We start from the raw sequence: 14,289 nt of genomic DNA, 5'->3' as shown, positions 1-14,289 counted from the left end.
TCTCTTGCGGTCTTGAGCACAGTCAAGATCCGGATGAGCTTCCAGACGCGGCTCAGCGCATCAAGCAAACGCTTCATATGCCTTGGCCTCCGTGTTGGCGGGCCAATCCTCCAGCATCTAACCGGCGCTTCGATGCCTTCGAAAACTGTGTGAAGTTCTCAGTGAAGTGGCCAGGTTGATGGCCCTTCGAAGAGATTCACCGGCATGGTTCTCAGGCCATGTCGAAGGGGCCGAAAAGCAGAATTCTTCTCCTACCCGGCCCATCACTGAGTTGGCTCACACAGGAGCAACGCAATAGTACTCGGACTATCCGGCCAAGACTGTTAACCGCTTCGACACACGTAATGCGGGATATTTCCGCACATTGACCCTAGCTCTGAAGGTGCCTATGATCTTGTGACTGTGTGGAGTTTTCGGTGAAGCCTCAGAGCGAAGGATACTCAGTCCTTTCGCTCCCATAAAAAAATCGCTCTTCTCAGAGCGGTTTTTTTTCGCCTGCATTTCTACAAGCCTCAGCATCTCGAAAGGCTCAATCAGCCAATCAATCCACCTTCTCGAACTTCAGATCCCACACCCCATGCCCCAGCCGCTCGCCGCGGCGTTCGAACTTGGTGATCGGGCGCTCTTCCGGGCGTGGCACGTAGGTACCGTCTTCAGCACGGTTGCGATAGCCCGGGGCGGCGCTCATCACTTCCAGCATGTACTCGGCGTACGGCTCCCAGTCGGTCGCCATGTGGAACACGCCACCGGGCTTGAGCTTGCGCCGCACCAGTTCGGCAAACTCCAGCTGGACGATGCGGCGCTTGTGGTGACGCGCCTTGTGCCATGGGTCCGGAAAGAACAGCATCAGGCGATCGAGGCTGTTATCGGCTACGCAGCGGTTGAGCACTTCAATCGCATCGCAGTCATACACCCGCAGGTTCTTCAGGCCTTGGGTCAGCACGCCGTTGAGCAGCGCGCCCACACCCGGACGGTGCACTTCAACACCGATGAAGTCCTGCTCAGGCGCGGCAGCGGCCATTTCCAGCAGGGAATGGCCCATGCCGAAGCCGATCTCCAGGGTACGCGGCGCCGAACGGCCGAATACCTGGTCGTAGTCCACCGGGCTGTCGGCCAGCGGCAGGATGAACTGCGGACCGCCCTGGTCGAGGCCGCGTTGCTGGCCTTCAGTCATGCGCCCGGCGCGCATCACGAAGCTTTTGATGCGGCGGTGTGGGCGCTGGTCGCCGTCGGCGGAGATCGGCGTATCTTGCGAGTCAGTCATCAGGGGCTCTTACTTGATCAGACCATCCAGCGGCGAAGAGGCGCTGGCATAAAGTTTTTTCGGCATGCGGCCGGCCAGGTAGGCCATGCGGCCAGCCAGGATGGCGTGCTTCATGGCCTCGGCCATCAGCACAGGCTGCTGGGCGTGGGCGATGGCCGAGTTCATCAGTACGGCTTCACAGCCCATTTCCATGGCGATGGTGGCATCGGAGGCGGTACCGACACCCGCGTCGACCAGCACCGGCACCTTCGACTCCTCGAGGATGATCTGCAGGTTGTACGGGTTGCAGATGCCCAGGCCAGTGCCGATCAGGCCGGCCAGCGGCATCACCGCGATGCAGCCGGCTTCGGCCAGCTGGCGGGCGATGATCGGATCGTCGCTGGTGTAGACCATCACGTCGAACCCGTCCTTGACCAGCACTTCGGCGGCCTTGAGGGTTTCGATCACGTTGGGGAACAGGGTTTTCTGGTCCGCCAGCACTTCCAGCTTCACCAGGGTGCGCGACTCGTGGGACTTGTGGCCATCGAGCAGCTCACGGGCCAGACGGCAGGTACGCACCGCCTCGACAGCGTCAAAGCAGCCTGCGGTGTTTGGCAGGATGGTGTACTTGTCGGGCGACAGCACGTCGAGCAGGTTCGGCTCGCCCGCATTCTGGCCAAGGTTGGTCCGGCGCACGGCCACGGTGACGATTTCGGCACCCGAGGCCTCGGTGGCCAGGCGGGTTTCTTCCATGTCACGGTACTTGCCGGTGCCTACCAGCAGGCGCGACTGGAAAGTGCGCCCGGCCAGGATGAAGGGCTTGTCGCTACGAACGTTGCTCATCGTTGTTCCTCGGGAAATGATTGCTGGGCTTGCAGGTGAATCGCCGGGCCGGGCTCAGCCGCCACCGATGGCGTGGACCACTTCGACCTGATCGCCATCGTTCAGCTGCGTGCTGTCGTGCTGGCTACGCGGCACGATATCCAGGTTGAGTTCCACCGCCACCCGGCGCCCGGTCAGTTCCAGGCGGGTCAGCAGGGCCGCGACGCTTTCGCCAGCGGGCAATTCGTAAGGTTCACCGTTCAGTTGAATGCGCATGCGCACGGCCACCATTGTTCTTTGGGGCCCGCATTCTAGCGCCGATCCACGCACGAACCCAAGGGCGCTGCACGCCATTAGTCGCGATTGTGGACCGCTTGGTCAGCCCAGGCGCCAGGCAGCCAGGCCCAGGCACAGCCAACCGGCGAGGAAGCACAGGCCGCCGATGGGGGTGATGATACCCAGTTTGCCGAGGCCGCTGAGGGTCAGCAGGTACAGGCTGCCGGAGAACAGCACGATCCCGAGGGCGAACAGACCGCCAGCCCAGCCGACCAGGCGCCCCGGCAAGTGCGCCGACAGCAAGGCGACAGCGAAGATTGCCAGGGCATGTACCAGCTGATAGGTCACCCCCGTATGGAAAATGGCCAGATAGTCGGCCGTCAGGCGGTTCTTCAGCCCATGTGCGGCGAACGCGCCCAGGGCGACGCCGGTAAAGCCGAAGAAAGCAGCGAGCATGAGGAAGCTGCGAAGCATGGGACGACTCCTTGTATCGGGTCTGTATAATGGCCCGTTCCACCGGTCCGGCCAAGCCATCGCCATGCTGTCATCCATTCTCCGCCGCCTCGCCCGCGCCCTGCTCTGGTTCGCTGCCGGCAGCATCGTGCTGGTGTTGGTGTTTCGCTGGGTACCACCGCCTGGCACAGCCTTGATGCTTGAGCGCAAGGTGCAATCATGGGTAAGTGGCGAGCCGATCGACCTGCAGCGCGACTGGGAACCGTGGGAGAAGATCTCCGACGAGCTCAAGGTGGCGGTCATCGCCGGTGAAGACCAGAAGTTCGCCAGCCATTGGGGCTTCGACATTCCGGCCATCCAGGCGGCGCTGGCGTACAACGAACGCGGTGGCAGCATTCGTGGTGCCAGCACCCTGTCCCAGCAGGTGGCCAAGAACCTGTTCCTGTGGTCGGGCCGTAGCTGGTTCCGCAAGGGGCTGGAGGCCTGGTTCACCGCGCTGATCGAACTGTTCTGGTCGAAGGAGCGGATTCTCGAGGTATACCTGAACAGCGCCGAGTGGGGTAAAGGCGTGTTCGGCGCCCAGGCCGCGGCGCGTTACCACTTTGGCGTCGATGCCAGCCAACTGACCCGCCAGCAGGCCGCACAACTGGCCGCAGTGCTGCCGAGCCCGATCAAGTGGAGTGCCAGCCGGCCCAGCGCCTATGTGGCAAGCCGGGCGGGCTGGATTCGTCGGCAAATGAGCCAGCTGGGCGGGCCCAGCTACCTGATGCAACTGGACAGCTCGCGCAGGCCGTAAGCCTCAACAAAAAAGCCGCTGCCCCTCTCGGGTCAGCGGCTTTTCAATGCAGCCTGGCTTGATCAGACGGTGATCAGCGCCTTGACCTTGTTCATCGCATTCTTCTCCAACTGGCGAATCCGCTCAGCCGAAACGCTGTACTTGTCAGCCAGCTCATGCAACGTGGCCTTTTCTTCCGCCAGCCAGCGCTGGTAGAGAATATCGCGACTACGGTCATCCAGGCCTTGCAGTGCTTCGTGCAGGTTGCTGGTGGAGTTGTCACTCCAGTCGGCATCCTCCAGCTGCACAGCCGGGTCGTAGCGGTGGTCTTCCAGATAATGCGCTGGCGACTGGAAGGCGCTGTCGTCATCCGCTTCGGCTGCCGGGTCGAAGGCCATGTCCTGGCCACTCAGGCGGCTTTCCATCTCGCGCACTTCACGTGGCTCGACGCCGAGGCTTTCTGCAACGCGATGCACTTCGTCGTTGTTCAACCAGGCCAGACGCTTCTTCTGGCTGCGCAGGTTGAAGAACAGCTTGCGCTGGGCCTTGGTGGTGGCGACCTTGACGATGCGCCAGTTGCGCAAGATGAATTCGTGAATCTCTGCCTTGATCCAGTGCACGGCGAAGGACACCAGGCGCACACCCATTTCCGGGTTGAAGCGCTTGACCGCCTTCATCAGGCCGACGTTGCCTTCCTGGATAAGGTCGGCCTGGGCCAGCCCGTAGCCTGCATAGCTACGCGCAATATGTACAACGAAACGCAGGTGGGCCATCACCATTTGCCGAGCGGCCTCGAGATCCTGCTCGTAATAGAGACGCTCGGCCAGATCACGCTCCTGCTCGACAGACAACAGCGGGATGCTGTTGACCGTGTGCACGTAGGCTTCCAGGTTTGCACCGGGCACCAGGGCATAGGCAGGTTGCAACGATGTGGTCATTCAAGAACCTCCGACTTACTAAACTCGCGCCTTGTGAGCGCTGCCTACATTGACCCGGAACGACCGTACAAGTTCCATCGTGAAGAAAATGTCAATGCTGGCACGTAAACACTATCGCGGCGCCAGCTCGTTCAAGTGGCGGGCGACTGCAATCCATGCACCGATATACCCCAACAACACCGCTCCGATCAAGAGCGACAGACCATCGGACGCCGGCACCCCGCCCAGGGCGAAGTCACTGCCATACAGCCCGGACAGCCCTACCACGGCCTCGTTCAGCCAGTTCAGGCCGAAGGCCAGGATGGCCCAGGCCAGCAAGCCCGCACCCAGGCCGTACAAGGCGCCCATGTACAGGAAAGGCCGGCGTACGTAGCTGTCTGTGCCCCCCACCAGCTTGATCACTTCGATCTCGATGCGGCGGTTTTCAATATGTAGACGAATTGTGTTACCGATTACTAACAACAACGCAGAAATCAGCATCACCGCCAGGCCGAAGACAAAACGGTCGCCCAGCTTGAGGATCGCCGCCAGGCGCTCCACCCATACCAGGTCCAACTGCGCGTTCTCCACCCTTGGCAGCTCCGACAGGCGCTGACGCAGGGCTTCCAGGGCCGGTTTGTCGACTTCGGTCGGGGTCACCACCACCACACCGGGCAACGGGTTGTCGGGCAGTTCGCGCAGGGCCTCGCCCAGCCCGGACTGCTGCTGAAACTCTTCCAGGGCCTGCGCGGGGCTGACGTACTGGGCTTCGGCGACACCCGGCATGCGCTTGATGTCGTCCCGCAACGCTTCACCCTGCTGGCTACCTGCATCAAGCTTCAGGTACAGCGAAATTTGCGCCGCGCGCTGCCAGGAGCCACCCAGCACCTCGATATTCTTCAACAGCAGCGACAAGCCCATGGGCATGCTCAGCGCCACGGCCATCACCAGGCAGGTGAAGAAGCTGCCGATCGGCTGCTTGCCCAGGCGTCGCAAGCTGTCGGCCAGGCTGGCGCGATGGCTTTCCAACCAGGCGTGCAGCAGGGTGCGGAAGTCCGGGCCGTCGTCGTCGTGATCGCCGCCTTTCTTCTTGGCCGGCTGCGGGTCGGCAGCCTTCGGCGCAACGCGCTCGGAAACCTTTGGTGTACGTGTAGTGCTCATTGCCCGGCCTCCCCATCGCCGATCAGACGACCGCGCTGCAAGGTCAGCATGCGGTGGCGCATGCGCGCAATCAGTGCCAGGTCGTGACTGGCGATCAGAACCGTGGTGCCCAGGCGGTTGATGTCCTCGAAAACCCCCATGATCTCCGCGGCCAGGCGCGGGTCGAGGTTACCAGTGGGTTCATCCGCCAGCAGCAGGGCCGGCTGGTGAACAATGGCGCGGGCAATACCAACCCGCTGCTGCTGGCCGGTGGATAAGTCAGCCGGGAATAGCTCGCCCTTGTCGGACAGCGACACCCGCTCCAGCGCCGAATCCACGCGCTTGGCAATCTCGGCCTTGGACAAGCCGAGAATCTGCAGCGGCAGGGCGATGTTGTTGAACACCGTGCGGTCGAACAGCAGCTGGTGGTTCTGGAACACCACGCCAATCTGCCGACGCAGGAACGGGATCTGGGCATTGCTGATCTGGCCCAGGTCCTGCCCGGCCAGCATCAGCTTGCCACTGGTCGGGCGCTCCATGGCCAGCAACAGGCGCAGCAAGGTGCTCTTGCCCGCACCCGAGTGCCCGGTGACGAACAGGAACTCGCCCCGGCGCGCCCGGAAACTCAGCTCATGCAAGCCGACATGGCCATTTGGGTAGCGCTTGGCAACCTGTTCGAATCGGATCATGGTCAGTCTCGCTCGGCGAACAGAGCCTTGACGAACGGCTCGGCTTCGAAGGTGCGCAGGTCGTCGATGCCTTCACCGACACCGATGAAGCGGATCGGCAGCTTGAACTGCTTGGCCAGGGCGAAGATCACCCCACCTTTGGCAGTGCCGTCCAGCTTGGTCAGGGCCAGGCCGGTCAGTTCGACGCTCTGGTTGAAGTACTTGGCCTGGCTGATGGCGTTCTGCCCGGTACCGGCGTCGAGCACCAGCAGCACCTCGTGCGGTGCTTCGGCGTCGAGCTTGCCGATTACCCGGCGGACCTTCTTCAGCTCTTCCATCAGGTTGTCTTTGGTGTGCAGGCGGCCGGCGGTGTCGGCGATCAGCACATCGACACCACGGGCCTTGGCGGCCTGCACGGCGTCGAAGATCACCGAGGCGGAGTCGGCGCCAGTGTGCTGGGCGATCACCGGGATCTGGTTGCGCTCGCCCCAGACCTGCAGCTGCTCCACGGCAGCGGCACGGAAGGTGTCACCGGCAGCCAGCATGACCTTCTTGCCTTCCAGCTGCAGCTTCTTGGCCAGCTTGCCGATGGTGGTGGTCTTGCCGGCACCATTCACGCCGACCACGAGGATCACGTAGGGCTTGTTCTGCGCCTGGACCTTCAGCGGCTGCTCGACCGGGCGCAGCAGTGCGGCCAGCTCTTCCTGCAGCGACTTGTACAGCGCATCAGCGTCAGCCAGCTGCTTGCGGGCAACCTTCTGGGTCAGGTTCTGGACGATGGTCGAAGTGGCTTCGACACCGACGTCGGCGGTCAACAGGCGGGTCTCGATCTCGTCGAGCAGGTCGTCATCGATGACCTTCTTGCCCAGGAACAGGCTGGCCATGCCTTCGCCGATGCTGGCGCTGGTCTTCGACAGGCCCTGCTTGAGGCGGGCGAAGAAACCGGGCTTGGACTGCTCGGTGGCAACCGGAGCAGCAACCACCGGGGCGGGCTCAGGCTCGATAGGGGCAGGCGCAGAGGCCACGACCACCGGCTCTGGCGCGGGACGTTCCGGTATCACCGGTGGCGCCTTCGGCTCCAGGTCCGGCACCAGCGCCACCGGCTCTTCGGCTACCGGAAGCACCAGGTTGCTGACAGGGGCGGCATGCTCGACCACCGGGGCAGGCTCGACCGGCGCCGCTTGCAGCGGCATGGAGGCGACAGGTTCAGGGGTCGGTGCGATCAGCGGTGCAGACGCAATCGGCTCAGGCTCGGGCGCCTGCAATGGCTGGGAAGCGACCAGCTCTGGCACAGGCGCTTCGACCACCGGGGGCAGGGGCTCGACCGGCACAGGCTCGACCGGCGCCGGTTGCTGCGCCTCGACAAGCGGCTGCTCAACGGCGGGCTGTGCTGCTACCGGCTCGGCTGGCTGCACCTCGGGCGCTGGCGGCTCAGGCGTTTGAGGCTGTTCGGCGACAGGTTGCTGCGGCTTCTTGCGAAACCAGCTGAACAGGCCTTTTTTCTCGCCAGCCTCGGCCGGCGCTTTTTTGTCGTCGTTGGAACCAAACATGGAAGACGGCTATCTCAGGGTAGCGATGGGCCAGCAACTGGCACATCGGGAATTCTCTAAACGCAGAACAGACTATTTTGAATCCGACTGGTTCATGCGCAATGTTTTGTCTTAATGGGCCTGCGGGCCAGAACGGCGACAGGCATGGTCGCCAGGCAACCGGATCAGTATCCTAGCACCTCCTGGCCCGCCGACGCTAAACCAGCGGGCCGCCGAACAGGTTAATCACCGTATGAATGCTCTAGCCCGCCGCGCCGCTGGCCTGTTGCTCAGCACGCTCTGCCTGCCGCTCGCGGCATTGGCCGCCGACGTGCAGCCGACCCACGAATTCATCCTCGACAACGGCCTGAAAGTGGTCGTGCGCGAAGACCACCGAGCCCCCGTGGTCGTCTCGCAGATCTGGTACAAGGTCGGCTCCAGCTACGAGACCCCGGGCCAGACCGGCTTGTCCCATGCCCTGGAGCACATGATGTTCAAGGGCAGCGCCAAGATCGGCCCCGGCGAGGCCTCGCGCATTCTGCGGGACCTCGGCGCGGAGGAGAACGCCTTTACCAGCGACGACTACACCGCCTACTACCAGGTGCTGGCCCGCGACCGCCTGCCGGTGGCCTTTGAACTGGAAGCCGACCGCCTGGCCAGCCTGCGCCTGCCTGCCGACGAGTTCGCCCGCGAAATCGAGGTAATCAAGGAAGAGCGCCGCCTGCGTACCGATGACCAGCCAAGTTCCAAGGCTTTCGAGCTGTTCCGTGCCATGGCCTTCCCGGCCAGCGGCTACCACACCCCGACCATCGGCTGGATGGCCGACCTCGAACGCATGAAGGTCGAGGAGCTGCGCCACTGGTACGAATCCTGGTACGCACCGAACAATGCCACCCTGGTGGTGGTTGGCGATGTCACCGCCGACGAGGTCAAAGGCCTCGCGCAGAAATACTTCGCCAGCATTCCCAAGCGCGCCGTGCCCCCCGCCAAACTGCCCCTGGAACTGGCCGAACCGGGCCAGCGCCAGCTGACGTTGCACGTGCGCACCCAGTTGCCGAGCCTGATCTACGGTTTCAACGTACCGGGCCTGGCCACCGCCAAAGACCCACGCACGGTGCACGCCCTGCGGCTGATCTCGGCCCTGCTCGATGGCGGCTACAGCGCGCGCATGCCGGCACGCCTGGAACGTGGCCAGGAGCTGGTGGCCGGCGCCTCGTCCAGCTACAACGCCTTCACCCGTGGCGACAGCCTGTTCCTGATCTCGGCCACGCCGAACGTGCAGAAGCAAAAAACCCTGGCCGACGTCGAAAAAGGCGTCTGGCAGCTGCTCGACGAGCTCAAGACCACCCCGCCAAGCGCCGAAGAGCTGGAGCGCGTGCGTGCCCAGGTCATCGCCGGCCTGGTCTACGACCGCGATTCCATCAGCAGCCAGGCCACCACCATCGGCCAGCTGGAAACCGTCGGCCTGTCCTGGAAGCTGATCGACAGCGAACTGGACGAGCTCAAGCGCGTCACCCCGGAAGACGTGCAAAACGCTGCACGCACCTATTTCACCCGCGAACGCCTGAGCGTTGCCCACGTACTGCCCGAGGAGTCCGCTCATGAGTGATCGCAGCGCACCACGCTACACCCTGATCGGCACGGGCATCATCGCGCTGGTGGTGGCGATGGCTGCAGTACTCGCCCGGCCGGCCCATTCAGAAGCCGAAGGCAGCGCCGCACGCCCGGCCAACACCCTGCAATCGCTGGCCGAGCTTGATGGCAAGGCGCCCAGCCGGCGCCAGCTGAACATCCAGAACTGGACCACCGCCGAAGGCGCCCGGGTGCTGTTCGTCGAAGCCCGCGAGCTGCCGATGTTCGACCTGCGCGTGACCTTTGCCGCTGGCAGCAGCCAGGATGGCAACACCCCAGGGTTGGCCACCCTGACCAACGCCATGCTTAACGAGGGTGTGGCAGGCAAGGACGTGACCGCCATCGCCGAAGGCTTCGAGGGCCTGGGTGCCGACTTTGGCAACGGCTCCTACCGCGACATGGCCGTGGCTTCGCTGCGCAGCCTGAGCGCCAAGGACAAGCGCGAGCCAGCCCTCAAGCTGTTCGCCGAAGTGACCGGCAAGCCGACCTTCCCGGAAGATGCACTGAAACGCATCAAGAACCAGCTGCTGGCCGGTTTCGAGTATGAGAAGCAGAACCCTGGCAAGATTGCCGGCAAGGCCCTGTTCAGCAAGCTCTACGGCGACCACCCTTACGCTCAGCCAAGCGATGGCAGTGCCGAGAGCGTGCCGGGCATCACCCTTGAGCAGCTACGCGCCTTCCACGCCAAAGCCTATACCGCTGGCAACGCAGTGATCGCCCTGGTCGGCGACCTCAGCCGCGAGGAAGCCGAGGCGGTCGCCGCCCAGGTATCCGCCGCCCTGCCCAAAGGCCCGGCATTGGCCGCTCCAGCCCAGCCGGTTGAACCCAAGGCTGGCGTCACCCATATCGACTTTCCGAGCAAGCAGACTCACCTGATGCTCGCCGAGCTCGGTATCGACCGCCAGGACCCGGACTGGCCGGCCCTCTCGCTGGGCAACCAGATCCTCGGCGGCGGCGCCTTCGGCACCCGCCTGATGAGCGAAGTCCGCGAAAAACGCGGCCTGACCTACGGCGTGTATTCGGTGTTCAGCCCGATGCAGGTGCGTGGCCCGTTCATGATCAACCTGCAGACCCGTGCCGAACTCAGTGAAGGCACGCTCAAGCTGGTGCGGGATATCCTCGCCGATTACCTCAAGAGCGGCCCGACCCAGCAGGAACTGGACGACGCCAAACGCGAACTGGCCGGCAGCTTCCCGCTGTCCAATGCCAGTAATGCCAGCATCGTCGGCCAACTCGGCGCGATCGGTTTCTACAACCTGCCACTGACCTGGCTGGAAGACTTCATGCAGCAGTCCCAGGCACTGACCGTCGATCAGGTCAAAGCGGCGATGAACAAGCACCTGGCAGCCGATAAACTGGTGATTGTTACCGTTGGCCCGAAAGTGCCACAGCAGCCGCTGCCCGCCCCCACTGACAAACCGTCCGAGCAGCCGCTCGGCGTACCGGAGCACTAATGCCTAGATCCACCCCTCCCGCCCGCCCGCAGCAGGGCCAAAGCAAGGGCCAGGGTCACCTGCGCATCATCGCCGGCGAGTGGCGCAGCCGCCGCCTGGCGGTACCGGAAGGCGAAGGCCTGCGCCCAACGCCTGACCGCGTGCGCGAAACCGTGTTCAATTGGTTGGCGCCCTACATCGAAGGCGCACAGGTGCTGGATGCCTTCACCGGCAGTGGCGCCCTGGTGCTGGAGGCGCTGTCCCGTGGCGCCGAGGATGCCGTGGCGCTGGACAGCAACCCGGCTGCCATCAGCAACCTGAAGAACAACCTCGAGATCCTGCGCTGCCCACGCGGGCAAATCCTGCAGACCGACGCACTGCGCTACCTGCAGAACCCGGCCAAGCAGCAGTTCGACGTGGTGTTCCTCGACCCGCCGTTCCACCAGGACCTGCTGGCCAACACCTGCAACCTGCTGGAACAGAACCAGTGGCTGCGTGAACAGGCGTGGATCTACACCGAAAGCGAGGCCGCACCTTCGACGCTGCCGATGCCCGGCAACTGGCGCCTGCACCGCGAGAAAAAGACTGGCCAGGTGCACTACGCGCTCTGGCAACGCGGCTGAACCCCTAACGCTGGCTAGCCGTACTTAGTTACCGCAAACCCGCCGCAGCCATGGTTGAAGCTGCTCCTGCATTCTTGCAGGAGTACTTCAACCATGACCGATCGCACTTCGGCGCCCATCCTGGGCAGCAACGTTCAATCATTCACCCTCGCCAACGGCCTGCGCATCTACCTGCGCGAAGACCATCGTGCGCCGCTGGTCAGTGTGCAGCTGTGGTATCACGTCGGGTCGAGCTACGAGCCAGCAGGCCATTCCGGCCTTTCCCATGCCCTGGAACACTTGCTGTTCGAGGGCAGCAGCAAACTGGCAGGTGGCCAATATTCGGCCGTCATGACTCGTCTTGGCGGTGAACCGAATGCCTTCACCTTGACCGACGCCACGGTATTTCCGCTGACACTGCCAGCCAGCCGCCTGGAGGTTGCCCTGGAAGCCATGGCCGACGTCATGGCGAGCGCCACACTCAGCGATACACCTTTCGCTCGCGAACTGAACGTAGTCATGGCCGAGCGCCGAGAGCAGGTCGACAACAGCCCGTTGGCACTGGCATTGGAACATCACCGGTTACTGGCTTACGGCACCGGTGGCTATGGCACGCCCATCATTGGCCACAAGGCTGATCTCGAGCACCTCACGCCTGCTGCGGCCCGTACGTGGTACCAGACCTGGTACCGACCCAACAACGCCACGCTTGCAGTATCGGGCGATATCACCCTGGCACAGTTGCAAAGCCTGGTAATGCGGCACTTTGCAACGATCCCCGCCAACCGCCTGCCTGCGCGAGAAGCACCCTCCGCGCCCCCGCTGCAGAATCGCCGTCATCAGACGCTGAGGCTACCGGGCCAGTACACAGGCACGATGCTCAGTTTCAATATCCCCAGCCAATGTACGGCCCAGTCCGACGAGCAGGCTTATGCATTGCGGCTTCTGCCCGACCTGCTTGCCGACGGGCAGAGCAGCACCCTGCAACAACGACTGGTGCTGGATGACCCGATTCTGCAGGCCCTGAGCTCAGCCTACGAACCCTGGCAGCGGGGTGACAGTTTGCTCGAGCTCTACGCATTTTGCAGTCCCCAGGTAACGCCGGAGATCGCAGCCGAAAGGCTGTTGCTGGAAATCGAAGCCTTTAGCCATTCGGCACCTTCCAGGGAAGACCTTCATCGCGCCAAGGCTCGCTTACTGGCCAGGCAGGTGTTCGAAAAGGACGACATCGACAAGCAAGCTCAAGCCATTGGCAAACAGGCCGCCTGTGGCCTGGACCCCATTGAGCTGGAGAATGAGCGACATGCCATCGAAGCCGTGACGGCCGAACAGGTCGGCCAAGTCGCCCTTGAGTTCCTGACCGATTCCCGCGCTGCCATTACTTTCATGCACAACAAGGAAAGCGCCCATGCATGACTTGACTACGGCTCCAAAGCCTACCGAAACCAACAGCATTTACGGCAGCCTGCTCTGCGCCCAAGGGCTCGACCTGGATCAGTTCGAGCCCATCCAGACGCAGGTGCAAGCCTGGACGACGGCAGCGGGCACAGGCGTGAAATTCGTCGAAGCCCGTGGGTTACCTATCGTTGACGTAGTACTGAGGTTCAAGGCCGGTACGGTTCAGGACACTGAGCACTCCGGCCTGGCAGCCTTGACGCTGTACATGCTTGATGAGGGTAGCCAGCAGTACACGGCCATCCAGCAGGCCGTTCAGCTGGAACGCCTGGGGGCGATTAGAGAAAAGCAGATACGTCTGGAACATGCGACGTTGAGCCTGCGCAGCCTGAGCACCCCGGCCGTGCTGAAGCCGTCCCTGGCGCTTTTCACCGACCTTGTGGCACGACCTGCATTCCTCTCCCCCGCTCTGGACAAGATCAAGCAGCAGTTGCTGCGGAGCAACGCGTCACGCGAGTGGCGTCCTGTATCGAGGGCGCGTAGCGAAGCCTTCCGCCACCTGTTCAGTGGCCATCCTTATGGCAGCCCACTAGGCAGCTCCGAACAAGGTGTAGCGGCGGTTACCACCGACGATTTGCGGAAATTCCACCAACGCGCCTACTCCGCCAGCAACCTGGAGATGGTCGTGGTCGGCGACCTTTCTTTCGCAGAAGCCCAAGCACTCTCACAGCAGATCAGCCAAGCGCTGCCACAGCATTGGTCGGCAACAGATCTGCCAACTGTCCCAGCCGCCACCGGCACGACCATAAAAGTCGAACAGCCTGGCGCGAGCAGCGCTGTCCTGCTGGCACTTCCCTTGAACGTGCCCGCCAATGATCCGCAGTTCCCGGCCCTGGTACTGGCCAGCGATGTACTGGGAGAAGGGCTCGAATCGCGCTTGATGGTCGAACTGCGCCAACGCCGCGGCCTCACTTACGGCGTGCACACCCGTGTATCGCCATTACGGGCAGGCGGGTTGTTCAGCGTCGAATGGGAGGTCGCCCCCGCGCATGTGGAAGGCTCCCAGCAACTGGTAGTGAACCTGCTGCGCGATTTCATTGAGCAAGGGCCAACCCAAGCAGAGCTGCAAGTGGCTCGCAAACAGCAGGAAGGGCAGTTGCTGCGCGGTGTCGCGCAGAACAAAGGCCTGGCAGCATTGCTCGCGGATCTGACCCATCAACATCAACCTGACGATCATCTCAACACCTACATCGAGCGCATCAACCGTTTGACGCCGGCCGATGTCCGCGCCGCCATGCAGCGTCATCTCGACCTAAGCTACATCGTAAAGGTCAGTGTCGGCCCAAGCGTCGAACAACAACCTCTGCCAGCCCCCGACCAATAGCGCAGGTACAGTGGCGAGGT

At 63.0% G+C, this 14,289-nt stretch carries 14 protein-coding genes; 6 read left to right on the top strand and 8 right to left on the bottom strand.

Annotated features, from left to right (window positions below):
* Positions 1-541: 541 nt before the first annotated feature.
* The 4 genes from trmB to F6X59_RS06615 form a co-directional block, all read right to left on the bottom strand.
* Positions 542-1,264 (bottom strand): tRNA (guanosine(46)-N7)-methyltransferase TrmB, encoded by a 723-nt coding sequence (gene trmB, locus F6X59_RS06630; RefSeq protein ID WP_103446094.1) that lies wholly within the window; start codon positions 1,262-1,264, stop codon positions 542-544.
* Between the two features lie 9 nt (positions 1,265-1,273).
* Entirely contained in the window at positions 1,274-2,086 is an 813-nt protein-coding gene (locus F6X59_RS06625; protein WP_027920973.1) for a thiazole synthase, read from the bottom strand.
* A 54-nt stretch (positions 2,087-2,140) separates the two neighbouring features.
* Positions 2,141-2,341, bottom strand: a complete 201-nt coding sequence (thiS, locus tag F6X59_RS06620) for a sulfur carrier protein ThiS (protein ID WP_012312305.1) — start codon at positions 2,339-2,341, stop codon at positions 2,141-2,143.
* 102 nt (positions 2,342-2,443) lie between these two features.
* Positions 2,444-2,815 carry a DUF423 domain-containing protein gene (locus tag F6X59_RS06615; protein WP_152955534.1) on the bottom strand — a complete coding sequence of 124 codons (372 nt, stop codon included), beginning with the start codon at positions 2,813-2,815 and terminating at the stop codon, positions 2,444-2,446.
* Positions 2,816-2,879: 64 nt separating this feature from the next.
* Here F6X59_RS06615 and mtgA point away from each other — a divergent pair, with 64 nt between their 5' ends.
* Positions 2,880-3,590, top strand: a complete 711-nt coding sequence (gene mtgA / locus F6X59_RS06610; RefSeq protein WP_152955677.1) for a monofunctional biosynthetic peptidoglycan transglycosylase — start codon at positions 2,880-2,882, stop codon at positions 3,588-3,590.
* 62 nt (positions 3,591-3,652) lie between these two features.
* On the opposite strand, the gene rpoH is transcribed toward mtgA, so the two are convergent.
* The 4 genes from rpoH to ftsY form a co-directional block, all read right to left on the bottom strand.
* A complete protein-coding gene (gene rpoH / locus F6X59_RS06605) occupies positions 3,653-4,507 on the bottom strand; it encodes an RNA polymerase sigma factor RpoH (protein ID WP_054884203.1) in 855 nt (284 codons plus the stop codon).
* Between the two features lie 111 nt (positions 4,508-4,618).
* Positions 4,619-5,647 carry a permease-like cell division protein FtsX gene (gene ftsX, locus F6X59_RS06600; RefSeq protein ID WP_152955533.1) on the bottom strand — a complete coding sequence of 343 codons (1,029 nt, stop codon included), beginning with the start codon at positions 5,645-5,647 and terminating at the stop codon, positions 4,619-4,621.
* Positions 5,644-6,315, bottom strand: coding sequence for a cell division ATP-binding protein FtsE (ftsE, locus tag F6X59_RS06595; RefSeq protein ID WP_012274659.1), 672 nt, complete (start codon positions 6,313-6,315; stop codon positions 5,644-5,646). Before ftsE ends, ftsX begins: the two co-directional genes overlap by 4 nt.
* A 2-nt stretch (positions 6,316-6,317) precedes the next feature.
* Complete coding sequence (gene ftsY, locus F6X59_RS06590; protein ID WP_152955532.1) at positions 6,318-7,844, bottom strand: signal recognition particle-docking protein FtsY; 1,527 nt, start codon at positions 7,842-7,844, stop codon at positions 6,318-6,320.
* 232 nt (positions 7,845-8,076) lie between these two features.
* Between ftsY and F6X59_RS06585 the strand changes: the two genes are divergently transcribed.
* The 5 genes from F6X59_RS06585 (at position 8,077) to F6X59_RS06565 (ending at position 14,269) form a co-directional block, all read left to right on the top strand.
* On the top strand, positions 8,077-9,432 hold the full coding sequence (locus F6X59_RS06585; RefSeq protein WP_152955531.1) for a pitrilysin family protein: 1,356 nt from the start codon (positions 8,077-8,079) through the stop codon (positions 9,430-9,432).
* Positions 9,425-10,909, top strand: coding sequence for a pitrilysin family protein (locus F6X59_RS06580; protein ID WP_152955530.1), 1,485 nt, complete (start codon positions 9,425-9,427; stop codon positions 10,907-10,909). Before F6X59_RS06585 ends, F6X59_RS06580 begins: the two co-directional genes overlap by 8 nt.
* On the top strand, positions 10,909-11,511 hold the full coding sequence (gene rsmD, locus F6X59_RS06575; protein ID WP_152955529.1) for a 16S rRNA (guanine(966)-N(2))-methyltransferase RsmD: 603 nt from the start codon (positions 10,909-10,911) through the stop codon (positions 11,509-11,511). Before F6X59_RS06580 ends, rsmD begins: the two co-directional genes overlap by 1 nt.
* Positions 11,512-11,604: 93 nt before the next feature.
* Positions 11,605-12,906, top strand: coding sequence for a pitrilysin family protein (locus tag F6X59_RS06570; RefSeq protein WP_152955528.1), 1,302 nt, complete (start codon positions 11,605-11,607; stop codon positions 12,904-12,906).
* On the top strand, positions 12,899-14,269 hold the full coding sequence (locus tag F6X59_RS06565; protein ID WP_152955527.1) for a pitrilysin family protein: 1,371 nt from the start codon (positions 12,899-12,901) through the stop codon (positions 14,267-14,269). Before F6X59_RS06570 ends, F6X59_RS06565 begins: the two co-directional genes overlap by 8 nt.
* Positions 14,270-14,289: the final 20 nt, after the last annotated feature.

The organism is Pseudomonas sp. MN1F (assembly GCF_009391885.1).
Lineage (GTDB): Bacteria > Pseudomonadota > Gammaproteobacteria > Pseudomonadales > Pseudomonadaceae > Aquipseudomonas.
Note: the sequence above shows the minus strand (reverse complement) of the source record. Positions and strands in the feature narration are given on the sequence as shown.